Annotated in this window: 21 protein-coding genes; 6 read left to right on the top strand and 15 right to left on the bottom strand. The window is 51.8% G+C overall.

Annotated features, from left to right (window positions below; all coding sequences use genetic code 11):
* Positions 1 to 118: 118 nt before the first annotated feature.
* The gene (locus ACS5NO_RS13450) at positions 119 to 2,803 is read left to right on the top strand and encodes a sodium-translocating pyrophosphatase (RefSeq protein WP_439415623.1); all 2,685 of its coding nucleotides are present in this window, start codon (positions 119 to 121) and stop codon (positions 2,801 to 2,803) included.
* A 166-nt stretch (positions 2,804 to 2,969) separates the two neighbouring features.
* Here the strand turns inward: ACS5NO_RS13450 and ACS5NO_RS13445 are convergent, their stop codons facing one another.
* The 4 genes from ACS5NO_RS13445 to trpS all read right to left on the bottom strand — a co-directional run bounded on the left by ACS5NO_RS13445 (position 2,970) and on the right by trpS (position 6,357).
* Complete coding sequence (locus tag ACS5NO_RS13445; protein WP_114409278.1) at positions 2,970 to 3,533, bottom strand: 50S ribosomal protein L25/general stress protein Ctc; 564 nt, start codon at positions 3,531 to 3,533, stop codon at positions 2,970 to 2,972.
* Between the two features lie 113 nt (positions 3,534 to 3,646).
* Positions 3,647 to 4,588: a ribose-phosphate pyrophosphokinase gene (locus ACS5NO_RS13440; RefSeq protein ID WP_114409279.1), complete on the bottom strand. Its 942-nt coding sequence runs from the start codon at positions 4,586 to 4,588 to the stop codon at positions 3,647 to 3,649.
* A gap of 142 nt (positions 4,589 to 4,730) precedes the next feature.
* A complete protein-coding gene (locus tag ACS5NO_RS13435; RefSeq protein ID WP_439415622.1) occupies positions 4,731 to 5,300 on the bottom strand; it encodes a phosphatase PAP2 family protein in 570 nt (189 codons plus the stop codon).
* An 82-nt stretch (positions 5,301 to 5,382) separates the two neighbouring features.
* Positions 5,383 to 6,357: a tryptophan--tRNA ligase gene (gene trpS, locus ACS5NO_RS13430; RefSeq protein WP_439415621.1), complete on the bottom strand. Its 975-nt coding sequence runs from the start codon at positions 6,355 to 6,357 to the stop codon at positions 5,383 to 5,385.
* A gap of 155 nt (positions 6,358 to 6,512) precedes the next feature.
* Between trpS and ACS5NO_RS13425 the strand changes: the two genes are divergently transcribed.
* Entirely contained in the window at positions 6,513 to 7,223 is a 711-nt protein-coding gene (locus ACS5NO_RS13425; RefSeq protein ID WP_439415620.1) for a DUF2461 domain-containing protein, read from the top strand.
* A gap of 104 nt (positions 7,224 to 7,327) precedes the next feature.
* Here ACS5NO_RS13425 and ACS5NO_RS13420 read toward each other — a convergent pair whose 3' ends face one another.
* The 3 genes from ACS5NO_RS13420 to ACS5NO_RS13410 all read right to left on the bottom strand — a co-directional run bounded on the left by ACS5NO_RS13420 (position 7,328) and on the right by ACS5NO_RS13410 (position 10,425).
* A complete protein-coding gene (locus ACS5NO_RS13420) occupies positions 7,328 to 7,735 on the bottom strand; it encodes a DUF4332 domain-containing protein (protein ID WP_439415619.1) in 408 nt (135 codons plus the stop codon).
* A 128-nt stretch (positions 7,736 to 7,863) separates the two neighbouring features.
* Positions 7,864 to 8,256: a MauE/DoxX family redox-associated membrane protein gene (locus ACS5NO_RS13415; RefSeq protein ID WP_439415618.1), complete on the bottom strand. Its 393-nt coding sequence runs from the start codon at positions 8,254 to 8,256 to the stop codon at positions 7,864 to 7,866.
* Positions 8,257 to 8,346: 90 nt separating this feature from the next.
* Positions 8,347 to 10,425, bottom strand: a complete 2,079-nt coding sequence (locus tag ACS5NO_RS13410) for a TonB-dependent receptor (protein ID WP_439415617.1) — start codon at positions 10,423 to 10,425, stop codon at positions 8,347 to 8,349.
* A 196-nt stretch (positions 10,426 to 10,621) separates the two neighbouring features.
* Here ACS5NO_RS13410 and ACS5NO_RS13405 point away from each other — a divergent pair, with 196 nt between their 5' ends.
* The 4 genes from ACS5NO_RS13405 (at position 10,622) to ACS5NO_RS13390 (ending at position 14,776) form a co-directional block, all read left to right on the top strand.
* A complete protein-coding gene (locus tag ACS5NO_RS13405) occupies positions 10,622 to 11,683 on the top strand; it encodes a sensor histidine kinase (RefSeq protein ID WP_439415616.1) in 1,062 nt (353 codons plus the stop codon).
* Positions 11,684 to 11,698: 15 nt separating this feature from the next.
* The gene (locus ACS5NO_RS13400) at positions 11,699 to 12,748 is read left to right on the top strand and encodes a sensor histidine kinase (protein ID WP_439415615.1); all 1,050 of its coding nucleotides are present in this window, start codon (positions 11,699 to 11,701) and stop codon (positions 12,746 to 12,748) included.
* A 30-nt stretch (positions 12,749 to 12,778) separates the two neighbouring features.
* On the top strand, positions 12,779 to 13,837 hold the full coding sequence (locus ACS5NO_RS13395; RefSeq protein WP_439415614.1) for a sensor histidine kinase: 1,059 nt from the start codon (positions 12,779 to 12,781) through the stop codon (positions 13,835 to 13,837).
* A 162-nt stretch (positions 13,838 to 13,999) separates the two neighbouring features.
* Entirely contained in the window at positions 14,000 to 14,776 is a 777-nt protein-coding gene (locus ACS5NO_RS13390; protein WP_150874841.1) for a LytR/AlgR family response regulator transcription factor, read from the top strand.
* A gap of 9 nt (positions 14,777 to 14,785) precedes the next feature.
* Here the strand turns inward: ACS5NO_RS13390 and ACS5NO_RS13385 are convergent, their stop codons facing one another.
* From ACS5NO_RS13385 to ACS5NO_RS13350, 8 genes are all read right to left on the bottom strand, one after another.
* Positions 14,786 to 15,256: an SRPBCC family protein gene (locus tag ACS5NO_RS13385; RefSeq protein WP_439415613.1), complete on the bottom strand. Its 471-nt coding sequence runs from the start codon at positions 15,254 to 15,256 to the stop codon at positions 14,786 to 14,788.
* A 10-nt stretch (positions 15,257 to 15,266) separates the two neighbouring features.
* The gene (locus ACS5NO_RS13380) at positions 15,267 to 15,701 is read right to left on the bottom strand and encodes a hypothetical protein (RefSeq protein ID WP_439415612.1); all 435 of its coding nucleotides are present in this window, start codon (positions 15,699 to 15,701) and stop codon (positions 15,267 to 15,269) included.
* Between the two features lie 72 nt (positions 15,702 to 15,773).
* On the bottom strand, positions 15,774 to 16,343 hold the full coding sequence (locus tag ACS5NO_RS13375) for a Crp/Fnr family transcriptional regulator (protein ID WP_439415611.1): 570 nt from the start codon (positions 16,341 to 16,343) through the stop codon (positions 15,774 to 15,776).
* A gap of 27 nt (positions 16,344 to 16,370) precedes the next feature.
* On the bottom strand, positions 16,371 to 17,519 hold the full coding sequence (locus ACS5NO_RS13370) for an FAD-dependent monooxygenase (RefSeq protein WP_439415610.1): 1,149 nt from the start codon (positions 17,517 to 17,519) through the stop codon (positions 16,371 to 16,373).
* A 128-nt stretch (positions 17,520 to 17,647) separates the two neighbouring features.
* Entirely contained in the window at positions 17,648 to 18,985 is a 1,338-nt protein-coding gene (locus ACS5NO_RS13365) for a sensor histidine kinase (RefSeq protein WP_439415609.1), read from the bottom strand.
* A 251-nt stretch (positions 18,986 to 19,236) separates the two neighbouring features.
* Complete coding sequence (locus tag ACS5NO_RS13360; protein WP_439415608.1) at positions 19,237 to 21,504, bottom strand: aconitate hydratase; 2,268 nt, start codon at positions 21,502 to 21,504, stop codon at positions 19,237 to 19,239.
* Positions 21,505 to 21,710: 206 nt separating this feature from the next.
* On the bottom strand, positions 21,711 to 22,484 hold the full coding sequence (locus ACS5NO_RS13355) for a glycosyltransferase family 2 protein (protein ID WP_439415607.1): 774 nt from the start codon (positions 22,482 to 22,484) through the stop codon (positions 21,711 to 21,713).
* Between the two features lie 60 nt (positions 22,485 to 22,544).
* Entirely contained in the window at positions 22,545 to 24,263 is a 1,719-nt protein-coding gene (locus tag ACS5NO_RS13350) for an LIC_10190 family membrane protein (RefSeq protein ID WP_439415606.1), read from the bottom strand.
* Between the last annotated feature and the right edge of the window lie 60 nt (positions 24,264 to 24,323).

Raw genomic sequence — 24,323 nt, 5'->3', positions numbered from 1 at the left:
AAAATAAGTACAGTTTTTCTCTAAAAAATCTATCAAAACCAGTTTACCGATTTTCAATTGCTGTCAATCCAATTATATTTGCGACTTTGCAAAAATTAAACCTCATTAATCTTACAGCATGAATTCGAGTATTTACCTTGTTCCCATTCTGGGTCTCATTGGCCTGGTGGTGATGTACACCAAATTTGTATGGGTTTCGCGCCAGGATGCTGGTAACGAACGGATGCAGGAGATCGCATCCTACATCGCCGACGGTGCCATTGCCTTTCTAAAAGCCGAATGGCGGGTCCTCATAATCTTCGGTGTTTTTGTTGCCCTCCTGCTCAGTTTTGCCGGTACTTTAGTTGAAAACTCCGACTGGCCCATCGGGATTGCCTTCGCCATCGGGGCTTTCACCTCGGCTCTCGCGGGGTACATCGGCATGAAAATCGCCACCAAAGCGAACGTTCGCACGGCACAGGCCGCCCGGACCAGCCTGACCCGCGCGCTGGCGGTTTCGTTCACCGGCGGCTCGGTGATGGGCATCGGCGTGGCCAGTCTCGCCGTGATCGGGCTGAGCGTTTTATTCATCATTTTTTATTCCATTTATGTGGGAGCCACCGGCGATGTGAACGGAATTCCCATGGAAAAAACCCTGGAAGTGCTGGCCGGTTTCTCGCTGGGTGCCGAGTCTATTGCCTTGTTTGCGCGCGTTGGGGGCGGTATTTACACCAAAGCGGCCGACGTCGGTGCAGATTTGGTGGGAAAAGTAGAAGCCGGTATTCCGGAAGATGACCCACGAAACCCGGCCACCATTGCCGATAACGTGGGTGACAACGTCGGTGACGTAGCCGGGATGGGTGCTGATTTGTTCGGTTCGTACGTGGCGACGATTCTGGCGACGATGGTACTGGGTCGGGAAATCCGGATTCCAGATGTGAGCAACATTTTTGGTCACGCGCCCATCGTGTTGCCCATGCTGATTGCCGGAATGGGGTTGATCTTCTCCATCATTGCCACCTATTTTGTGCGGGTAAAAGACGACAACGGCAACGTGCAGGCGGCTCTGAATATGGGCAACTGGGCATCCATCATCCTGACGGTCGTTGCGTCCTATTTTCTGGTGAACGCGGTTCTGCCCACCGGCATCCTGGAAATCCGGGGCGTTGAGTTCACGCGGCTCGATGTGTTTTACGCCATTGTCACCGGTTTGGTGGTCGGGGCGTTGATGTCGATTATTACCGAATATTACACCGCGATGGGTCGCCGTCCGGTGATGACCATCGTTCGCCAGTCGTCGACCGGTCACGCGACCAACATCATCGGCGGTTTGTCAGTAGGGATGGAATCGACGGTTTTGCCAATTCTGACGCTGGCCGCCGGTATTTTTATTTCTTACAAATTTGCCGGTCTGTACGGGGTGGCCATTTCAGCCGCCGGGATGATGGCGACGACCGCCATGCAATTGGCCATCGACGCCTTTGGTCCGATTGCCGATAACGCCGGTGGGATTGCCGAAATGAGCGAACTCCCCGAAGAAGTTCGGGGTCGCACCGACATTCTGGATGCCGTTGGAAACACGACGGCTGCCACCGGTAAAGGATTCGCCATTGCCTCGGCCGCCCTGACGTCGCTGGCCCTGCTGGCCGCTTTCGTGGGCGTTTCGGGCATTACCGGCATCGACATTTACAAAGCCGATGTGTTGTCCGGCCTTTTCGTCGGCGGGATGATTCCGTTCATCTTCTCGTCGCTGGCGATTGCCGCCGTGGGCCGGGCTGCCATGAAAATGGTGGAGGAAGTTCGTCGTCAGTTCCGCGAAATTCCGGGCATTCTGGAAGGAACCGGCAAACCGGAATACGAAAAATGCGTCGCCATTTCAACCCAGGCGTCGATTCGCGAAATGATTCTGCCGGGCGCTATCGCCTTGATTTCACCGGTCATCGTCGGTTTCATTTTCGGCCCCGAAGTATTGGGCGGTTTTCTGGCAGGGGTTACGGTTTCCGGCGTTTTAATGGGGATTTTCCAGAGCAACGCCGGTGGCGCCTGGGACAATGCCAAGAAGTCTTTCGAGAAAGGCGTCGAAATCAACGGGCAGATATATTACAAAAAATCGGAACCGCACAAAGCGTCGGTAACGGGTGATACCGTTGGTGATCCGTTCAAAGACACTTCCGGCCCTTCAATGAACATTCTGATCAAGCTGATGTCGATTGTATCGCTGGTCATTGCGCCATACATCGCCGTGCAATCGACTGAAACCACGGAATTTGTGCAGGAAGGTCAGGTTGCAGTGGGCGGCATGGAAGGCGTCGATCTGGAAAAATCAACCGGGGCTGACAATGAAACCGTCAGCACACCCAATCTGGGCGCTTTTCAACCGGTCAAATTGACGAACGGCACTGAACTTAGCCTGCCGGAGCGGGGTGTTGAAAACAAACTGCTGGCGTTCATCGAGGATGACGAAAAAGCCGTCGATAAAGAAACCTGGTTTGACTTCGATCGGCTGACGTTCGAAACCGGCAGCGCCACGCTTAAACCCGAGTCGCAGGAGCAGTTGAAAAACATCGCCGAAATCCTGAAAGCCTATCCGGGTGTCGCCATTAAATTGGGCGGTTACACGGATAATACCGGCAATGCGGATTCCAACCTGAAACTCTCGGGTGACCGGGCCAAATCCGTTCAAAACGAACTGGCCAATCTGAACGTCGACAAAAGCCGGCTGGATGCGGAAGGCTACGGACAGGAACATCCGGTGGCGTCGAATGACACCGAAGAAGGCCGCGCCCAAAACCGCCGGATTTCGATTCGGGTGACGAAGAAGTAATTGGTTTACGGTTTTCAGTATACGGTTTACGGTGGCTGATGCATTATACCTAGTGCTTATGAGCATGCGTCAGCCACCGTAAACTGAAAACCGTAAACCAAAAAAAGCCAGCCCAATCAATAAGGGCTGGCTTTTTACGTCTAATCTATTAGCAATCAAACCGGTGTTAAGCGGTTTTTCCCCGCATAGAACGCGGAATTTCAATCGTAGCAATCGGGAGAGCTGTGCTATCCAGAATTTCGACGCCTTCCAGTTGGATGGCGCTTACTTTCACCGTTTTGCCCAGTTCCAGATTCGAGATGTTCACTTCAACGTAATCGGGAATCTTCGTGTAAGGCCCGCTCAGTTTCAGTTTACGCATTTTCTGAATCAATTTACCCCCCTGCTGTACACCGGGAGAAATACCGCTAAAACGAATCGGTACTTCAACTTTAATATCTTTTCCTTCTACGATTTCCAGGAAATCGGCGTGCAGAATCTGGTCGTTCACCGGATGGAACTGCGCGTCCTGCAAAATGGCTTTGTATTCGTCACCTTCAATGTTCAGAGTCACTTCGTACGCGTCTGGCGTGGTCAGCAAGGTGCGGAACAGGATAGCCGGCGAATAGAAATGGACCTGGGTTTTACCTCCGTACAATACACAGGGTACATTTCCTTCGATACGAAGAGCCTTCGACTCTGTCTTACCGAGATTCGCTCTGTTATACCCTACAATCTCGTGTTGTTTCATTATAATAAGATGTTAGATGTGAGACAAGAGATAAAAGATTTTAAACCGTCGAGAATGGCACCAAGCGCGTAGCTTTTTGTCTTTCCTCTCTTGTCTATCCTCTTTCCTCTCTTTTAAGAATTTATAAACAATGAACTAATAGATTCATGATCGCGAATGCGGCCGATGGCTTTGGCGAACAAATCCGCCACCGTCAGCACTTTCACTTTTGGACTCAACTGGCGCAACGGCATGGTGTCGGACACCACCAGTTCTTCCAGCACCGAATTCGTAATGTTGTCGTGCGCTTTGCCCGACATCACCGGGTGCGTACAGATTGCCCGGACGGATTTGGCTCCTTTTTCCAGGATAATTTCAGCCGCCTTACACAAGGTCCCACCCGTATCGATCAGGTCATCGACCAGAACGACATTGGCACCTTCCACATCCCCGATGACCTGCATCGAAGCAATCTCGTTGGCCCGCTTGCGGTGCTTGTCGCACAGCACGATATCGGCATTGAAATGCTTCGCAAACGTCCGGGCGCGGGCTGCACCACCAACGTCCGGTGAGGCAATCAGCAGATTGTCCAGGTTCAGGCTCCGGATGTAGGGAACGAAAACCGACGTTCCTTCCAGGTGATCGACCGGAAAATCAAAGAATCCCTGAATCTGACCGGCGTGGAGGTCAATCGTCATCAGGCGATCTGCCCCGGCAGCCGCCAGCATGTTGGCCACCAGTTTGGCGGCAATAGCCACGCGCGGTTTGTCTTTCCGATCCTGACGGGCGTAACCGAAGTATGGGATAACAACCGTTACGTAGTGAGCCGAGGCCCGACGGGCTGCGTCGACCATCAGCAACAACTCCATCAGATTGTCGGCGGGCGGGTTTGTCGAATGAATCAGAAAAACGTCGCAACCACGAACCGACTCTTCATAGCTTGGAGATAGTTCTCCATCGCTGAATTTACGAAGGGTGTAACCGCCCAGATCCTTGCCGTATTGGTGGGCAATTTTCTCTGCCAGATACGTCGATTGACTACCTGAAAAAATCTTAACCGTGTTGAGGGATGCCATTCAGTGCTGAATCAGTGCCGAAAATGTCCGCAAAAATACAAATAGTATTTGACTCTTGGGAAGAGAACCTTAAAGTTTTCTTGTAGAAGATTGATTATAAGATTATTACAACATTATATTGAATATTTAAGGCGAAGGCATCTTATTTTTTCGCCCAATCGAACCGTTTCTCTACATACCGGTAAACGTTAACACAAAAAACAGCCATGATTACGCCAATCCCGGCACCTGCCAAAACATCCAGCGGATAATGCGCGCCGACGTAGATTCGACTGTAGGAAACGATAGCGGCCCACAAAAACACCCACCTGAGCCAGCCGAACCGTTTCCCGATCAACAACCACAATGCCATTGCCAGCGCAAAGGTGTTGGCGGCATGGGAAGACGCAAAACCGTAGGTGCCGCCACATTCCAGCACCGGATGAATGAGTTTTTGCAAGGCCGGCTCGTGACAGGGGCGCAACCGGAGTGTCAGCGGTTTCAAGACCGCAGACGCCATCTGATCACTCAACACCACGGCCAGCACCAACGTCATTACCAGACCGAACGCCCGTTTCCGGTATTGAAAAATCAACCAGCCAATCAGCAGCGCATAGAACGGAATCCAAGTATTGCGCATCGTGGCCCCCACCATAACCGGATCCAGCCACGGCGCATACAAGCCGTTCAGCCAGAGAAAGAGGTCGGTGTCGAGTTGGTTGAGCGTTTCCAAATTTATTGAGTGATTGAGTGATTAAGCGATTGAGTGAGTTTTGTCGAATTTTTCACTCAATCGCTTAATCACTCAATCGCCATTAATTGTAGCCTAATTTCCGTCGAACCCGTTCCATCGTGACCGAGGCAACGGCACGGGCTTTTTCTTCGCCGTTGCGCAGTTCGCGTTCCAGTGCTTCTTCGTTTTCCATGTAGAAATTGAACTTCTCGCGGGCTTCGGCAAACTGGCTGATGATCAGTTCATACAGTTCCTTTTTGGCGTGGCCGTAGCCATACCCGCCGTTCAGGTAATTCTGGCGCATGGTTTCCACCTGAGCCTCATCCGCCAGCAGTGCATACAACTGGAAGGTGATATCGGTAGCCGGATTTTTCGGTTCTTCGAGTGGCGTCGAATCCGAAACGATCTTTTTGATCACTTTATAAAGCTCGTTGGCCGGTACGAAAATGTCGATGTAGTTGTTGTACGACTTGCTCATTTTCTGGCCGTCGATGCCCGGAATGGTCATAATCCGTTCATCGATGCGGGATTCGGGCAAAACGAAAATCTCCTCGCCTACCTGGTGATTGACCGCACTGGCCATGTCGCGCGTCATTTCGACGTGCTGTTTCTGGTCTTTTCCAACCGGAACCAGGTTGGCGTCATACAGCAGAATATCAGCCGCCATCAAACACGGATACGTAAACAAACCGGCGTTGACATCCGCCAGCCGCTCCGACTTATCCTTGAACGAATGGGCGTTCGACAGCATCGGAAACGGCGTAAAGCAGTTTAGGTACCACGCCAGCTCGGTATGCTCCGGCACGTGCGACTGCCGCCAGAAGGTGTTTTTGGTCGTATCGAGCCCGAATGCCAGCCAGGCCGACGCCACCGCCCGGATGTAGTCCCGGCGCAAGGCACCGTCTTTGATAGTCGTCAGGGAATGCAGGTCGGCAATGAACAGAAAGGAGTCGTTACCGGGTTCTTCCGACAGTTTGATGGCGGGTTTGATGGCCCCCAGAATATTACCCAAATGCGGTCGTCCGCTGCTTTGAATACCAGTGAGAATGCGAGACATATTTTTTGAATGAGTGAATGAGCGAATGAGCGAATGAGTGAATAGCTTCGCCAGAATCATGCTTTCAGCGGAGCTATTCACTCATTCGCTCATTCACTCATTCACAATTGAATTTCCGTGCAAACTTCGCTATTTCTGGCTAGCTTTGGAACTGTATGAAGACGAAAAACGCACCTAATTCTCAGCTCTCCGTTCAAACGCTTGACTTTCTGCACGATCTGGTTTTAAACAACAACCGGGAGTGGTTTCAGGCAAACCGCGCCCGCTACGATGCGGCTAAATCCGAGTTTGAAGGCTTTGTGAGCAAGTTGCTGCAGGGCATCGAAACGTTTCAGCCACTGCCCAACACCGCCGTAAAGGATTGCATTTTCCGCATCAACCGCGACATCCGGTTTTCCAAAGACAAGGCGCCTTACAAGAAAAATCTGGCGGCTGCCGTGGGTCCGGGCGGACGGCATTCGGGTCGAATCGACTATTATTTTCACCTGCAACCCGGTGGCGAAACGTTTCTGGGCGCGGGCATGTGGCAACCGACACCAGCGCAACTTGCCAAGTTTCGGCAGGAAATCGACTACAACGTCGATGAGTTGAAGGACATTATTGAAGCGCCGGAGTTCAAAGCGTATTTTCCGGAAATTTCCGGCGAAACGATGAAAACGTCACCCAAAGGCTATTCGGCCGACCATCCGGAGATTGGTTTACTGCGCCGGAAAGAACTGTTCTTCCTCCACCGGTACTCGGATCAGGAGGTGATAAAACCGGATTTTGTGGATGAAGTCGTGAAAGGTGCCCGGTTGATCAAACCGTATTGCGATTACCTGAATTACCTGTTTTACGAAGAAAAAGACGAGTCGATAACGTTATAAATGAATGATAAATGTAAAATGATGAACGCCAAATGTAAAAGTATCCGGGTGCTTCCCTCTTCACTTTTACATTTGGCGTTCATCATTTTACATTTATTATTTGATCAATACTCCAACCCGGCGGGTAAAGTTTTGGCCTGGTTGATAAAATCGGTGATTTTTTCCAGCGTCGGGGGCCGCTGTGTAAGCTGCCGTTCCTGGTTGATTTCCATAACTTTGGCAAAGAGGTTTTCCGGTGAGCGATGGGCCAGTTCCTTGACGGTATCGACGCCGGCTTCTTCCAGCAAATCGCTATAGACGCCACCAATCCCCGCTATGCGATTCAAATCCGCCCGGTTGGCCAGATCCAGAATCACGGCGGTTTCTACGCCGACCGTAGCGGCTAGTTTCTTCCGCAAAGGTACGGTTTTGGAGGCTTCGAGCAGGGCGTCAGTGTTGGTTAGCCCCTGTGCTTTTAAGGCTTCGGCCAGATCAGCAGTAATGCCTTTCAATTCTTGAACGGGTAAACTCATGAGATTCGGTTTATTTTAGGAATATGACTACCTACTTGAGACCGCTTTCAGGTCAAAAAGTAACGCAGACTCCTAAATAAACGGTGGAATTGCATTCGCGCTCGTATGGTTGAAGCCAACGTGAGGCATTACCGCTCTTCTGCTTCCTTCAGCAGAAAGTAAAAAGCCAGTACATGAATTAACTGAATACTAACGGTATTCCATTCTTCCCGCAAACCTGTTCCGAAAATCAGGGCGGTCATCGTTATTCCGCCCAGCAAACCGCCCCAGACCAGAAACCGCCCCCCAATGAACAGCAGCACGCCAATCGCTAACTCAACAAAGGGCAGCGTGAATGCGAAACTCCGCACCAAAAGCTCGGGTAAAATGGTAGTTGAAAAATCACCGACCATTTTATCGGCAAACTTTGCCAGCTTCGGTATCCGCACCAGACCGTGCATCGCCAGATCGACACCTAAGCCCAGCCGCAGAATCAGAAGCGCGAACTGACCCGTATTCCTTGAAAAGCTTCCTCGTGACATGTTTTTTATGGTTTTCGGTTTACCGTCTCCGGTAGCTTTCGCTTGCCTTGTCAGCGACTGAAAACCGTAAACCGAGTACTGTAAACCCAATTACCACCGAACCGCCAGCCTTACGCCACCCGTAAAATTCCGGCGCGGGGCGGCATTGTAAAACCGGCCGCCAAACGCGTTGAGGTCATAGCCCAGGCTGTAGGTTTGATCGAGCAGGTTATCCCCACTGACATACGCATCGAGCGTCCAGCGTTTGGCCAGCGTTTTCCGGAATCCCAGCGTCGCGTTCAGCATCCGGGCAATGTCGGATTGGAAAGCGTTGGCATCATCGAGCGGGAATTTATCGATAAACTGGTGCGTCAGGTGCGCGTAGAATCCCAGCCGGGTTTCAGCATCAAAACCGGTGACGACCACCAACGGGGGGACGCCCGTGACGCGGTTACCCGACACATCGGCGGTGCCCTGCTGGTAATTCTTAAACCGGTAATTGGTCACCGTGGTGCTGTTCCAGACCCGGACGGTTTGCCAGAAGCCGGACGGTTTCGGAACTACCAGATTATACGATAGTTGTGCTTCCAGCCCTTTTTGATTCGTAGCCCCGGCATTAATGAAGTATTCGGCTCCGCTTTCCACCGACCGCCGAACGATCGTTTGCCGCAATCGGAACTGATACACGGCGACGTCGAACTGAAACCGGTTTAACTGGCCCCGAACCGCAGCTTCCATGTTGGTACCCTGCTCCGGCTCCAGCGTCGGATTAAAGGTTCCGGCCGATGGCCGGACTTCCTGAATTGTAGGGGCGGAATAGCCGGTGCTGACGCTGGCAAAAACCGACACGTGATCGCCAATTTTCTTCAACAAGGCCACCCTCGGCAACCAGACCGGCTGAAAGCCACGCGGTTGTGGGACAATGGGCTGATCCGAAAACCGGGTAAACCGATACGATACTTCGTTGCGACTCAACCCGGCCGTGGCAATGATGCCGAACGGAAGGTTCGCTTCCAACTGGACAAACAAAACCGACTGCGACGCCCGGAATTCGTCGTCTGACTGCAGCGTGTCGGGCTGACCCCGGCGGTTGCCATAATTGCGGGTGATGGTGAAATTGTTCTGCCACTCGCCCCCAAAAACCAGTTGGGTGGGAACGCCCGCTTCAATCATCTGCCAGCGCGTCACCGTCCGTCCCCCAATGCCCTGATCGGCGCGTTTTTCGTAGTTGGTAATAAACGGATTGGCAAAGTCGGTCAGCGAACCGAACAAAACCGTCGTGTTCTGAAGGCGGTCGTTCCAGCGGTATTGGTGCGAGAAGCCCAGGTACCCGGTTTTCTGGTAAATGGCAGCGCGCTGATCCGCGCTGCCGGGTGAAACCCGCGTCGATGGCCGGGCCTGGCGCGGATCGGCCACAAACTGCGACTGGGTTAGCCCGCCCGGCGTCTGGTACATCAGATCCGAGTATAACCCCATGACCGAAACCGTTTGCTTGGGGTTGACGGCAAAGGTGGCGTTCAACGACAGATTGTCGCGGTACATCCGGCTGTTGGCCCGGTAGCCATCCGATTGTAAATGCCCGTAATTCAACGAAATAGCCGAATTGTTCTGACCGGTTTGAATCGTATAGTTTTGACCCGACAACCCGTAGGAACCCGCCAGCGCGCTCACTTCGGCCCGGTTGGCCTGGTCGCCCGACGGGCTGGCCTGCCCGCTGAGCAAAACCGTACCACCGGTTCCGGCCCCGTATAAACTGCCAGACGGGCCTTTGATGACTTCCACCCGGCCAATGGAGCGAACGTCCAGCGCATTCAGGTAAGTGCCGCCCCCTGCATCGGTCATCGGCAATTCGTTCCAGTAGACTTTGACATTCCGAACGCCAAACGGCGACCGGATCAGGCTCCCCCGGATCGAAAGCCGGTAGCTGCCCGGCGACCGTTCGTCCATCCGAACGCCCGGCAGGGTGTTGAAAGCCGGGACGAGGGCCGGAGTGCCAAACCGTTGGTTCAATTCTTTGCCAGACAGTACATTGACCGATGCCGCCGTTTCGAGCAGCGGGCGGTTTGTCTCGTAGCCCCGAACGGTCACCTCCGCCAGTTGAATGGAATCGGTAACGGAACGGTTGGACGGCGTTTGCTGGGCAAAAAGGGAAATGGGAAGAAATAGAAAAAGTAAACTGTATTTAAGCATGTCTTTGCCGGATTCGGGTTGTTTCTGGGATTCTTACGTAAAACTAATCGCTCAAAATGATTTTATACTCTTTAGGGCCAACTAACCTCAATTCAACCCCAAAAGTCGGCGTTTCAATCCATTCTGTATTGAGCAAACGGTCAACTCCCCTTTATTTTACAAAAAATAATAAATCATTGCAAAGTACGTGACGACGTTGGAAAGACCGAACGACCGATGGCTCCGCTGGATAGGAATCCCGCTGATGGTGCTGTTGGGCAACATACTCTACCTGAAAGATTACCAGCACAATCCGGTTCTGTATTCAGGCTGGGTCTTTATTGGCATGGCCTACATGACCCTGGCCTGGGAAGGTTCCGTGAGCTGGGTGCACTTCGTCCGCAAAAAATTCCCGGACGCCCGGCATGCCTTCCGGCGGATTGTCATCACCTTTACCGGCTACGGGCTGCTGGCGGTTTTGTGCCAGTCATTGTTCATCTTTCTGACCGATCTGACCGGGCTGGCCATTATTCCCATCACGGCCCGCGTCTATCAGGCTTACATCGGAATCGGTATCTTTTGTTCCCTGATTCTGGGGACGACCTACGAAATCATCTATTACCTGCAACAATACCGCAAAGCCATTGCCGAAGCCGAAGCGATTCAGAAATCCCGGATTCAGGGGCAGTTCGACAGCCTGAAGAGTCAGGTCAATCCGCATTTTCTGTTCAACAGCCTTAATTCGTTGTCGGCTCTGATTTCCGAGGACAAGCAGCAGGCCAACAAATTTCTGGAAGAGTTATCGAGTGTGTACCGGTACTTGCTGCAATCGAATGAGCGCAAGCTCGTATTGCTCCAGACGGAACTGAACTTTATCCATTCGTTTTTTTACCTCTTAAAAACCCGGTATGGTCCCGCCATCGAATTGCACGTTGGCATCGAATCGTACTTGCTGGAATGTTATCTGCCGCCTTTCAGCCTGCAAACGCTGATCGAAAACGCCATCCGCCACAACATCATTCTGGCCGACCGGCCGCTCGTGATCTCGCTCCAGGCCGAAACGCAGATCAACGATGGGCTGGTTGTATTACGCGTGACCAACAATATTCAGCGAAAAAATGTACAGGTCAACAAGCAGCCCGGCGGTTTACGGCAACTCACCGAGCGGTTTACGCTCCTGCGGTTGCCGCGCCCGGTGATCACCGACGACGGTCAGCAGTTTAGCGTTCGGGTGCCACTGATCGTTAAAGGTGCCGATTTTTTGGTAAATTTACCCTGACTTTTCCCTACCGATGTGGGCCTGAAATCTATCCGTTATACCAACCGTGACACCTGGATCGCACTCGGCCTCTTGCCGGGTTATTACCTTTTCCTGAACTACATGATGCTCGGGAAACCCTATTTTCAACGGCTGGATATTTTTCTGGGAGCTTCGCTGCTGACGACACTGATCTGGACACCGGCTTTTTTTCTCCACGCCGTGCCGGCGGTTTATCTTCGCAAACGATTTCCGCACATTCGCCAGACCTGGATGCGCCTGTGCCTGGCCCTGTCGATTCACATTCTGATGTCTTCGGTTGCCATAACTTTTCTGTTTTACGTTTATAAGTGGATTCATTTTCCGGGCTATACCTTCGCAAGCAACCGGCTTCTCTGGGCAATTACCCTGGGAATCATCGGCAACATTGTCGCCAACATCGTTCACGAAAGTGTGTATACCTTTGAGAAATGGTCGCAAACCATCAGCGAAACCGAAAAGCTTAAAAAAGCGAACTTACAAAGCCAGCTCGACAGTTTAAAACAACAAGTCAATCCGCATTTTCTCTTTAATTCGCTCAATACGCTTTCGTCCCTGATTGACGAAGACACTGACAAAGCGGAACTGTTTATCGAGGAATTATCGAGTGTGTACCGGTATTTATTGCAGACCAACGAAAACGCCCTGACCAGCCTTCGCGATGAATTGAGATTTATTGAATCGTATTTCCACCTCTTGAAAACCCGGTATGGAAATGGCATTGAGCTGGAAGTGCGTGTCGCCGATGGCTTCAGGGAAGCGCAATTACCGCCCCTGACGCTCCAGATGCTGGTCGAAAATGCGGTGAAACACAACATCATACTTTCTGATCAACCCCTCCAGATTCGCATTGAAACCACACAGAGCGGTCGGCTGATTGTTTCGAACAATGTGCAGTTGAAAAACCTCCGCGTGGCTTCCAATGGCGTCGGTTTGGCCAACATCGCCACAAAATACCAATTGCTGGGACAGGGAAATCTGGAAATCCTGAACACGGAAACCAGTTTTTGTGTCACCCTGCCCCTGATGACGAACGAACTAAAATAAACCCGAATGCCTGGCTTTTAATCCGATGCTATGATGACTTTTAACGATACCCACCTTCGGTTGACGGGGCCACTGGTATTGTTCTTTTTTGGGGCGTTATTTTTCCGGGTTAAACTGCTGCTCAGTTATACCAGCATTGAGTTGATCCGGTATTTTATTGTGGGAATTACCTCCGGTTATATTTGCTGGAACATAACCCGCTGGCTCGTCCGGTGGATTCAGCGCCGGCATCCGGGTCTGGCCAACACTCGCTACCGGTTTTATTTACTGCTGCTGGCGTTTCCCATCCTGGTCAACATCGGGTATTTTCTCCGTTTTTTTGGTCATACACTGATTTATCCGCACGATGGAGGATCGACCTTTGATTGGGATGTTAATTTCTTTATCAGCTACCTGGAAACCATCGGCATTCAGATTTTTTACCACTTTTTATACATTGGCATTTATGAAGGTTCTTACCTGTTTATTCAATGGCGGAAAACCAATCTCGAAAAAGAAGCCTTGCTGCGTATGCAATGGCAGGGCCGGTTTGAAGTATTGAAAAACCAGGTAAATCCACATTTTCTGTTTAATTCGCTCAATACGCTCTCGTCGCTCATCACCGAAAACCCCAATCTGGCCGAAGCATTTGTCGACGATATGGCCAGCGTTTACCGCTACCTGTTACAGACCAACGAGCGCGAACTGACGCCCCTTCGGAAGGAGCTGGATTTTATCGACTCCTACTACCACTTGCTCAAAACCCGTTACGGGCCGGGTATCTCTCTGCAGGTGGTGGTTCGGGAGGAGGACAAAGATGCTTTGCTGCCTCCCTTAACGCTGCAAATGCTGGTCGAAAATGCTGTCAAGCACAATACGATGTTGCCGGAACAGCCCTTGAAAATCAAAATTGAGACGACAGACGGCTTTTTACAGATCAAAAATACCCTGCAGCGTAAAAACGTTCGGGTGGAATCGAACCACGTCGGTTTGTCGAACATCGCTTCCAAATACAAGCTGCTGAAACAACCCAGTCCTTTTATTGAAGAAAAAGACGGACAGTTTATTGTGACCCTTCCCCTGCTCCAGGAACGGATTGGCGTCACCTGAGGAAGGATGCATTTCATGGCCGGACAATACCGGTTTGACCCACCAATTTGCGGTTTCAGCGGAAGGTGATTTGGAAAAAACGAGCCGAATCTGCTATTTGTAGGTACGATTTGAACCGTAACACCTTAACCCACCTCCCCGAAAAAATAACGACCGATTCGTATGGATGTACTGGTAATTGAAGACGAAGAACTGGCTGTCCGTAAGTTGACCAAACTGCTGCAGGACGTCGATCATTCCATCCGGATTGTTGGAACGGCCGCAAGCGTGCGCGCATCCGTCCAATGGCTGCAAAACAACGCGACGCCGGATCTAATTTTGATGGACATCGAACTGGCTGACGGACAAAGCTTTGAAATCTTTGAGCAGACGCCGGTCGAATCGCCGGTTATTTTTACGACTTCCTACGACGAATACGCCTTGCGGGCGTTCAAGGTCAACAGCATCGATTATTTGCTGAAACCCATCAAACGGCACGAACTGGAAGCGAGTCTGGAAAAACACCGCAAACTGCGCAACCCCGCCGAACCCGAAACCGGCGGCCGCATGGCCATCGATGCCCTAGTGCAGCAACTCCGCCAGCAGATTCAGCCTGCCGAATACCGCAAACGGTTTCTGGTCAAACACCTCTCGCAGTGGATGCCCATCGAGGTGGCCGACATCGCCTATTTTTACTCGGAAGAAGGCGTCAGTCTGTTCCGGACCCGAACGAATCAGAAATTTTCGGTAGACTACACGCTTGATGAACTCGAAGCGATGCTCGATCCTTTGCAGTTTTTTCGCGCCAACCGGCAATTCATCGTCGACATCAACTGCGTGCAGCAGATCCATCCGTACTTCAACAACAAACTGAAACTAACCTTAAAACCGGCTCCTGAAGAGGAGGTGCTGGTGAGCCGCGAGCGTGCCACGGAGTTTAAGAAGTGGATGGGAAAATAAAAACCGTCGCTACAAAAGCCGTTTCGGCAGCTCGATCAGCGGATTTGGGGTTTCTTCAAGCAATTGTTTGGCCCGGATCAGATCGTTCCGAAACTGCCGCTGCAACTGGTGAATCAACAAAGGGGCCATCAACCGCTGCCAACCTCTGAGTTCCAGGCTCAGCTCATACGTCACCCGGGTTTCTTTGTCTACCCGCTCAAACAACCGCTGCTCCCAGAGGTCAACCGGACTATCGACACTCTCGTGGGCCGTCCGCCGGTTCGGTGCGGCTGCCGTCACTTCGGCCAGAATCGTCATTTCCTGATCAAACAGCCGGACTTCCTGCCGGAGTTTCATGCCCGAGCGGGCCAAGCCGGGCGCGTCCTGCTGCATGGCGAACAAATTACTGCGCCATAGCATATCGTATTCATAACAGCCCAGCAATCCATAGACCTCCGTTAACGGCAATCGAATCAATTCGGAATGACGAACGGTAATCATGAAAGGCGGTTTAGGAGTTGGGATTTTGCCCGGCAATGAAACGTTCGGCCTCCGAAAGCGTTTCGCATAATTTCGTGGGAAGCACCGGGTTGCTTTTCTCAAACAGGGCTTCTGACGACAGTTTCGAAAACAAATCCGGCGACACAATGCTGATGTTGTAGCGCACTCCGGCGGCATAAGCCCTCGGAAAGTAATCATTCACAATCCAGTCGACGGTTCCGGCCCAGGCCACGTCAAATTCCTTCGTGTCATGCACATGAAACCGACATGCCCGCTGCTGCCCCTCGGCTTGCTGCCAATCCAGCATTTTGAGCGTCGCCCGCATCAGTTCCTCATCGGTACAAAAGCCGATCCACTTCATCAGAAGGTAATTCTTCGTGGGTTCATACCGCAAAATGGCGTAAATGTCCCCTTCTTCGTTTTCTATTCTGCTTATTTCATTCACGGCATCGTGTACCTTAAGTGTCGGAACTCATCCGTACGATTTGATGTCACCACAATCAACCACAAATATACTTCAAACCCCGATACCCGACCGGTAGCGGCCCAGCGTTTCGGGGGTAATTCCCAGATAACTGGCGACGAATTCCGGCGGAATGCGATTCAATACTTTCGGGTGTTCTTCCAGCAACCGGCGATACCGGTCTTCCGGGGCCTCTTTCAGCAGCGAAGACTCCCGTTTTTCGACCCGCATCAACTGGTCCTGCAGCAGCAAGGTAGCGAAGCGTTGCCAGGTCGGATAGGTTCGGCAAAGCGCCATGACGTCGTCGTATTGCATTTCGAGCAGGTGCGTTTCTTCCACCGTCGCCACATTGACATGGGACGGTTTCTGGGTAAAAAACCCGACGAACGAACCCAGGAGCGAATTTTCAAATAAAAACTCTTTTGACACTTCCCAGCCGTCGATTTCGTAAAATAACCGCCCGCATCCTTTTTCGATGAAGCCGATGGTGTTGCACATGTCTCCCTCCCGCACATACAGCTCATCTTTTGCCAGCACGCGGTACTGAATGATTTGCTCAAAGGCGGTTTTTTCTTCGCTGGACGGCCGAACGATGCGTTCGATATTGAACAGAACCCGATGCATAGAGAATGAGTTGGGGCAGAAATATACTTAAAAATCCACTTTATACAAGGTTTCCAACTGTCGTTCGCTCAGGGAATCCGGTAACATCCGAAATAAGCCATTGCGCACGGCCGCCAGCCAGGGATGCTGCATCTGGGCTACCTGGCCAATGCGCCGGGATTTCTCTACAATCGAATGCGTCCGCTTCAGCCGCCGTTGTTCAAACCGTTTGAAAGCGTCGGAAACCGAACCGCCCCGGTCCAGTTCGTCGGCCAGAACCACCCCGTCTTCAATGGCCTGGCAAGCTCCCTGTCCCATGTTAGGCGTCGTAGCGTGCGCGGCATCACCCAACAACAGCACATTGCCGAAAGCATACCGGGGCAGGGGTTTCAGGTCGATGATATCATTCCAGAGTAGGCCGCCATCTGTGGTTCGGGAAATAACTTCCGGAATGGGCGCGTGATAGTCCGCAAACCGGGTCATCAGGTCATTGACCCGAATGGTTCGCATCTGTCCGTCGTTCGCGGGTGCGTTGGTCGTTGCAAACCAGTAAATCTGGTTGTTGGCAAGCGGCACAATGCCCACCCGACCCTGGCTGCCCCAGGTTTCGGTCGCTTCAGTTAAATCCAGGCCGGTACCGTCCACCACCGCCCGCCAGCAGGTGTAGCCTGCATACCGGGGTTTTGAGTCGGGCAAAATCTGTTGCCGAATCGCCGAATGAATGCCGTCGGCCACCAGGAGGTAATCGGTCTGGTGTATGGTTCCATCGTCAAACCGCATGATGACACCGTCGTTGCTCTGATCGATGGAAATGGCCCGTTTGCCCAGAGTAATCGAATTACCAATCAGTTGATCCAGCAAAACCCGGTGCAGCGTAGCCCGATGGATTGTAAAATTATCGGTTCCGTACCTTTGGCTGACAGCCCGGCTGTCGGTACGGGTTATCGCCCGGCCTTGCTGGTCCCGAATGACAAACGTGTCGATAACCCGGCCAGCGGGCAGAATGGCCTCCGCAATGCCCAGTTTTTGGTATGCCTTGATGGCGTTAGCGGCCAGTACGAGCCCTGCCCCCAGCGGTTTAATGGCCGGTGCAGCTTCAAACAGCGTCGCCCGAATCCCGATTTTTCGCAGGGCAATGGTAGTGGTCAGGCCCGCAATCCCACCACCGACGATGGTAAACCGATTCGTATTTTTCATGATGTGGTTCTTTATAAGACTTTCGCCTGGACGTATGTGTTACCTGTAGCGCAAATTTGCCCTATGAAACCCACCAAACCCATGTCAACTTCACTGAAACGGAAAAAGCCCCCGCTGAACCGGCCCTACTAGGGAATTAAGGGCAGGGTGACAACAAATTCGCGATCGGTTTCTTCGACCGTGGGCGTTGGTTGGCCCAGCATTTTGTATTTTGTCAGGATATTGAGCAAACCCTTCTGGGTCGATTTGACCCGATCGACTGATTTTTTTTGCAGATTGTTCCGAACGGTCAGCAGAGCCGAATCGGTCGAGAAAATGTGGATTTTCAACGGAAGCTCGCTGGACACGATGTTGTGTTTAACGGCGTTTTCCACCAGCAATTGCAGCGTCAACGGAGGAAGCCGTGAAGTCAGAAAGGCGTCATCCACCTCGATTTGGAGGGAAATGCCCCGAGCATACCGGGTTTGGAGCAGATGAAAATAGGAATGAATAAATTGCAACTCCCGTTTCAGCGTCGTCAATTCAACGTCGTTGGTTTGCAGAATATAGCGGTAGACACTGGCCATTTCATCCACAAACTGCTCGGCTTTCACGGGTTCATCGGCAATCAGCGACGACAGCGAATTGAGCGAATTGAACAGAAAATGCGGATTCAGTTGCGACTGCAACGCCCGCATCTGGACTTCGGACATTTCCTGCCGGAGTTGCTGAACCGACAGTTCGGTTTCGAGTTGTTTCCGCTCGTGTTTTTCCTGCTGCCGTTCTATTTTCTGTTCCAGAACCGCCGTTCGGATGGCGGCTTTTCGCTGTCGGTAGCCCAGTCCCAGCGAAAAAAAAACCAGTTCGAGGATGATGCCAATCTGGATCGCCGTCAATGGTGCCGTCCAGAATGGCGAATTGGGTCCGGCATAGGTGTCCAGATGGGTCAAAATCATGGAAGTCACCGCTCCCACCATCAGACAGGCCGAGCCGATGATGAAATACCGCGCGACGGTATCTTTCAATTGCAAAATCCTGTAGATCCCGTATACGGCCAATCCGATCATTCCCAGGCGAATGGCTGTGTGGGCGGTGTCATAAACCATGGGGTACCAGTCTTCCCGCAGATAACAGACGGTAAACTGTAGAATCACGTAAAGGGCAATACAAAGCTGGGTATACTGGAAGATCCGGAACAAATCCGGCAGGCGTTTCCGCAGTCCGATAAACGCGTCGGTGAAGCCAAAATAAATGAAATACGCGATCATGGGCGCACAGCCCCGGATGAAATACCAATCGTTGTTGGAAAGAGAAACCGCTTCCTGGAAGCCATCGAACCGGATGGCGAAATAGGTCAGCCAGGTCAACATGTAAAGCGTGTATAACCCGTAAATCCGCTCCCGGTAAGTAACCCACTGGACGACATTGATCAGCAGGATCGAAATTACCATGCCGACAAACATGGGTTGCCAGAATTCATAGGTCATAGGATACGCTGGGCTTGTGCGTTAAGATACCGGCAAACTTACCAACGAATCAACTCTTTTTTCGATGAAACGGTATAAAGGACGGATGAAGTGTGTATGGAGTATAGAGTTATTTCACAGGGTTTATCAGAGAACATCAGAGTTATTTTTTCTCTGTGTAACTCTGATGTTCTCTGATAAACCCTGTGAAATAACCTTTTAAACGCAGAAAGCCCTCAAAATGAGGGCTTTCAAACACTTATCGCAATAACTTACGCGTTTTGCTTCTGCTTGATCAGGTTCAGGGCCGAACCGGCTTTGAACCACTCGATCTGCGTTTCGTTGTAGGTATGATTGACCTGGAATTCTTCGCTCGTTCCGTCGGTATGGTTCAACCGGATTGTCAACTGACCGTTCGGGCTGAACTCAGTCAGACCCAGAATGTCAATCGTGTCGTCTTCACGAATGTCTTCGTAGTCGTCAGGATTGGCAAACGTCAAGGCCAACATGCCCTGTTTTTTCAGGTTCGTTTCGTGAATCCGGGCGAATGATTTCACCAGAATGGCCCGAACACCCAAAAACCGGGGTTCCATGGCCGCGTGCTCACGTGATGAGCCTTCGCCGTAGTTTTCGTCACCCACCACAATCGAACCAATGCCGGCCGCTTTGTAAGCCCGCTGCACAGCAGGCACTTCGCCAAATTCACCCGACAACTGGTTTTTGACGGTATTGGTCTTTTCGTTGTAGAAATTGACCGCACCGATCAGCATGTTGTTCGAAATGTTGTCGAGGTGACCCCGGTATTTCAACCACGGACCCGCCATTGAAATGTGGTCGGTCGTACACTTGCCTTTCGCCTTGATCAATAGTTTCAGGCCCGTCAGGTCGGTTCCTTCCCAGGCTTTGAACGATTCAAGCAGTTGCAGACGGTCCGAAGTCGGGCTAACGGCAATCTGAATGCCGCTGCCATCTTCGGCCGGAGCCTGATAACCGGCGTCATCCACGGCAAAACCGTTGACAGGCAATTCGATTCCCTGTGGTTCGTCCAGCATCACCGATTCGCCGGTTTCGCTAATCAGGCTGTCCGTCATTGGGTTGAACGTCAGACTACCGGCAATCGCCATCGCCGTCACCAGTTCGGGTGACGCCACAAAGGCGTGGGTGGTGGCCAGACCGTCGTTCCGCTTGGCGAAGTTCCGGTTGAACGACGTAATAATGGAGTTTTGACGTTTCGGATCATCGATGTGACGCGCCCACTGCCCAATACAGGGTCCGCAGGCATTGGCCAGCACAACACCGCCAATTTGCTCGAAGGTCGTTAGTAAACCGTCGCGCTGGGTCGTAAACCGAACCAGTTCCGAGCCCGGCGTTACGGTATATTCCGAATGCGTTTTCAGATTCTTGGAAATGGCCTGACGGGCAATGGATGCCGCGCGGGTCAAATCTTCGTACGACGAGTTGGTGCAGGAACCGATCAGACCGACATCCAGTTTTTCAGGCCAGCCGTTTTCTTTCACAGCCTGCGCAAATTTGGACAGCGGCCAGGCCAGATCCGGCGTGTAGGGACCGTTGACGTGGGGTTCGAGTTCCGACAGGTTGATCTCGATCACCTGGTCGTAGTAAGAAGCCGGATCGGCGTATACTTCGTCGTCCGAACGCAGGTGCTGACGAACGGCATGAGCCGCATCGGCCACATCGGCGCGGTCGGTTGCCCGGAGGTAATCGCCCATTTTTTCGTCGTAGGCAAAGATCGACGTCGTTGCTCCGATTTCAGCACCCATGTTACAAATGGTGCCTTTTCCGGTAGCCGACAGACTATCCGCGCCTTCCCCAAAATATTCCACGATGCAGCCTGTTCCACCTTTAACGGTCAGAATACCGGCTACGCGCAGGATAATGTCTTTCGCCGAAGCCCAGCCCGACAATTTACCAACCAGTTTGATACCGATCAGTTTTGGCATTTTCAGCTCCCAGGGCAAACCGGCCATCACGTCACAGGCATCAGCACCACCGACTCCAATGGCGATCATGCCTAACCCGCCGGCGTTCGGCGTGTGCGAATCCGTCCCGATCATCAAACCACCCGGAAACGCGTAGTTTTCGATCACGACCTGGTGAATAATCCCGGCACCCGGTTTCCAGAAACCGATCCCGTATTTGTCGGACACTGACGCCAGGAAGGCGTATACCTCCCGGTTTTTATTGTTGGCATTTTCCAGATCCTGCACAGCCCCCACTTCAGCCTGGATCAGGTGATCGCAGTGAACGGTTGACGGTACAGCCACTTTGGAACGGCCGGCCTGCATAAACTGCAACAATGCCATCTGGGCCGTTGCATCCTGCATTGCCACGCGATCGGGGGCAAAATCAACGTAATCTTTGCCCCGATTGAACGCCTTTTGGGCGATTCCGTTGCTAAGGTGGGCGTACAATATTTTTTCCGACAGCGTGAGCGGATGGCCCACCACTTGCCGGGCTGCTTCGACACGTTCGCCGAAACCGTCGTATACGCGCTGAATCATGTCAAAATCAAAAGCCATAGACAGGAGGAATTAGCAGTGAATAGTAAAATGTATCTAAATAAACAACACCGGCTACCGGAAAATGAGTTTCCCGATGAGCGTGTCAAAATTAGGTGATTTTCATTCTAAAATAAAACAGGATGGAATTTTCCCGATAATTTGTAAACGTTATCGCTATTCTGTTCCCTTTTTCAAACCTATTTGTAGAAACAAGGCCGGTGGCGTCAATTACTACTCGACATGGCATTCGGGGTGTCCATCGTGAGGTCGGTTTGCGAGCGGGGTTTCCAGTCCAGCAAATTGTATTTCAAAATGCAGAAAATGGCCCGAAACCCATCACGCCAGCCGATTTTCTTTCCTTCCAGATATGTCCGGCCATAATAGGAGACGCCGACTTCGTAGATCCGGATGCCCGGTATGCGGGCAATCTTAGCGGTTACTTCCGGTTCGAAGCCAAACCGTTTTTCGTTCAGATCGATCGATTTGATGATTTCGCTGCGAAACACTTTAAAACAGGTTTCCATGTCGGTCAGGTTCAAATCAGTGAGCATGTTCGAGAGCAGCGTCAGAAACCGGTTTCCCACGGTATGCCAGAAATACAACACCCGGTGTGGCCGCCCGCCCATGAAACGGGACCCGTACACCACATCCGCCCGACCCGCCAGCAACGGTTGCAGCAAATGGCCATATTCTTCGGGATCATATTCCAAATCGGCGTCCTGAATGATGATAAAATTCCCGTGAGCGCATTGAATCCCTACCCGCAGAGCCTCGCCTTTTCCCTGATTGACAGGCTGTTTGATGTAGCGTACAGTCGTGTCGGCATGATCCTCGTTAAACCGCCGGACAATTGGTTCAGTTTGATCCGTAGAACCGTCGTCTACGACGATAATTTCCCGACTCAACTGACCAGGAAGGCCGACTTCGGCCACTCGTTTCAAAACGAACCCGATGGTTTTTTCCTCGTTGTAAGCGGGAATGATAATCGATAAAAGCATAGGGGAAAGTGAGTTTATCCCCTATTTTAACAGCTTTTATTTACTTTATTAACAAAACGGTTACAAATTTTTATTTCGATTGACGAGCGTACTCCGAAACCCATCCGCGACGGTTTGGCCCCGCAATTCCAGATCCGGATAAAAATAGGGAGAGCAGGGCTCCCCCAGTTCGTAACAACTCTGCACGGTGGGGGTATTGACCGGAATCAGCACCACCAGACCGCTTTGGGTACGATGGCGGGTGAACAATTCGGTCGCCGTCCCGTGGCTGCGATACGTCAGCGGTTTGGGCAACAATGCGTAGGTTTGCAGTGGAAATCGTTCTTTCCAGAGAATAACGTAGCCATAATACCCCAACAAAATGCCGATCAGCCCCACCACCAGGGCGTTGGTCCAGGGCATGATGTTCCAGTAGTTGGTTTTAGCCGGAAAGAACGGTAAGATGGGCAAAAAAGCGGTCATCCAGACGAAGGCATACCCAAACCGGAATTCCGGAGCGGACAGAAACCAGAACAAAAAACCGGCCAAAGCGGCTCCATACGGAAGTACCAGTGGTTGAAACCGGGTTTGGCGCGCCGGATTGAAAAAATGGCTCAAGGCCAGAAAAGGCGACACGACGGCCAGCAGCCAGATTGGCTTGTTCAGGAAATAATAGTCCTTGTATTGCCACCAGGCCGGAATCCATTCCGACGCCGGTGTTTTTAGGAGCGAAGCATCATAATACGGTTCGATAATCCGGAATTTGGCCCAGAATTCGACAAAATCCTTTTCAAAACGCACCCGTTCAACTGGAATTTCCCAGTCAAATGAAAACAGGTCCAACGCCGGAAATGGATACAGCAGATAGCCCGACAGAATCGTTGTCCGAACCATCCAGGGCAAAACCGTCAACAGGCCCAATCCGCCCAGCCACACGAAATGACGGACGGTAAGCTGTTTTCTGACCGCCCAGGCCAGCGGCACCAGACCCAGCGCAATGGGAATCGTCGCGAGTTTGACGGTGATGCAAACACAAACCAACATGAAGAGCAGGACGTGCCGAATGGAAAAAACCGGTCGAAGTTCAAGCCAGATCAGGAAGATGGTGATGGGCAGCAGCGCACCCCAGACATCAGGCGTCGGCGAAAAAACCTGCCGGATCTGGTAAAAAAGAAGTAGGCTCAAAATAACAACCGCTAAAAACCGGACGGGCGTGGCCGATCGAATCTGACTCAAGAGCCGCCAGCAGACGACGAGATACAGGAACCCGTTGAGCGGAAACAGCGTCTGACCCGCCCAGTCCGTAAATCCAAAGGCCGCAGACGTAACCAGAAAACTGGAATTGAACGCCAGCCGTCCGTGTAGATTGCCCAGACCGGGAATGACCCGAAACCGTTCGTACCAGCGCATGGAAGGCAAATGATACATACCACTGTCGATGTTGGCGGGTTCGAGGGCTGAATAGAGCAGCACGACCACCACAAACAGCCAGAAAAGCGGAATCTGTTTCTGCTGCCGGGTAAATCGACGGAAATAAGCCGACACCGATGCCGGAGACCCGGCGGCCATCAAAACCGCCCCGGCCAGCCAACCCAGCGCCAGATAGTGATTAGCGGGCAAAAAAATGGAGGCCAGTTGCACAAACATAACGAGCAGACACAGGCCGACCAACACCAGATCACTCCCTTTGACCGGTTCCGAATCATCGATCAACCGCCATCGAGTCAATACGCTGTAGAAAAATAAACCATATGCAAAACAGCCGGACGCCAGAAACGCCCACAGAATCAGAAGTATCATTTTAAGAAATTGAAGCTATTAAAACTGTAAGATCGTCCGCCGAAGTGGTCATGGCGGATC

The organism is Larkinella fluvii (genome assembly GCF_051857545.1).
Lineage (GTDB): Bacteria > Bacteroidota > Bacteroidia > Cytophagales > Spirosomataceae > Larkinella.
This window is presented reverse-complemented; position numbering and strand designations above follow the sequence as displayed.

What these genes read in the sequence shown, in the direction of transcription:
- ACS5NO_RS13390 (WP_150874841.1), top strand. Translation starts at nt 14,000, where the DNA reads ATGGATGTACTGGTAATTGAAGACGAAGAACTGGCTGTCCGTAAGTTG.
- ACS5NO_RS13370 (WP_439415610.1), bottom strand. Translation starts at nt 17,519, where the DNA reads ATGAAAAATACGAATCGGTTTACCATCGTCGGTGGTGGGATTGCGGGC.
- ACS5NO_RS13415 (WP_439415618.1), bottom strand. Translation starts at nt 8,256, where the DNA reads ATGTCACGAGGAAGCTTTTCAAGGAATACGGGTCAGTTCGCGCTTCTG.
- ACS5NO_RS13420 (WP_439415619.1), bottom strand. Translation starts at nt 7,735, where the DNA reads ATGAGTTTACCCGTTCAAGAATTGAAAGGCATTACTGCTGATCTGGCC.
- ACS5NO_RS13355 (WP_439415607.1), bottom strand. Translation starts at nt 22,484, where the DNA reads ATGCTTTTATCGATTATCATTCCCGCTTACAACGAGGAAAAAACCATC.
- ACS5NO_RS13365 (WP_439415609.1), bottom strand. Translation starts at nt 18,985, where the DNA reads ATGACCTATGAATTCTGGCAACCCATGTTTGTCGGCATGGTAATTTCG.
- trpS (WP_439415621.1), bottom strand. Translation starts at nt 6,357, where the DNA reads ATGTCTCGCATTCTCACTGGTATTCAAAGCAGCGGACGACCGCATTTG.
- ACS5NO_RS13360 (WP_439415608.1), bottom strand. Translation starts at nt 21,504, where the DNA reads ATGGCTTTTGATTTTGACATGATTCAGCGCGTATACGACGGTTTCGGC.
- ACS5NO_RS13395 (WP_439415614.1), top strand. Translation starts at nt 12,779, where the DNA reads ATGATGACTTTTAACGATACCCACCTTCGGTTGACGGGGCCACTGGTA.
- ACS5NO_RS13410 (WP_439415617.1), bottom strand. Translation starts at nt 10,425, where the DNA reads ATGCTTAAATACAGTTTACTTTTTCTATTTCTTCCCATTTCCCTTTTT.
- ACS5NO_RS13375 (WP_439415611.1), bottom strand. Translation starts at nt 16,343, where the DNA reads ATGCATCGGGTTCTGTTCAATATCGAACGCATCGTTCGGCCGTCCAGC.
- ACS5NO_RS13440 (WP_114409279.1), bottom strand. Translation starts at nt 4,588, where the DNA reads ATGGCATCCCTCAACACGGTTAAGATTTTTTCAGGTAGTCAATCGACG.
- ACS5NO_RS13350 (WP_439415606.1), bottom strand. Translation starts at nt 24,263, where the DNA reads ATGATACTTCTGATTCTGTGGGCGTTTCTGGCGTCCGGCTGTTTTGCA.
- ACS5NO_RS13385 (WP_439415613.1), bottom strand. Translation starts at nt 15,256, where the DNA reads ATGATTACCGTTCGTCATTCCGAATTGATTCGATTGCCGTTAACGGAG.
- ACS5NO_RS13445 (WP_114409278.1), bottom strand. Translation starts at nt 3,533, where the DNA reads ATGAAACAACACGAGATTGTAGGGTATAACAGAGCGAATCTCGGTAAG.
- ACS5NO_RS13450 (WP_439415623.1), top strand. Translation starts at nt 119, where the DNA reads ATGAATTCGAGTATTTACCTTGTTCCCATTCTGGGTCTCATTGGCCTG.
- ACS5NO_RS13425 (WP_439415620.1), top strand. Translation starts at nt 6,513, where the DNA reads ATGAAGACGAAAAACGCACCTAATTCTCAGCTCTCCGTTCAAACGCTT.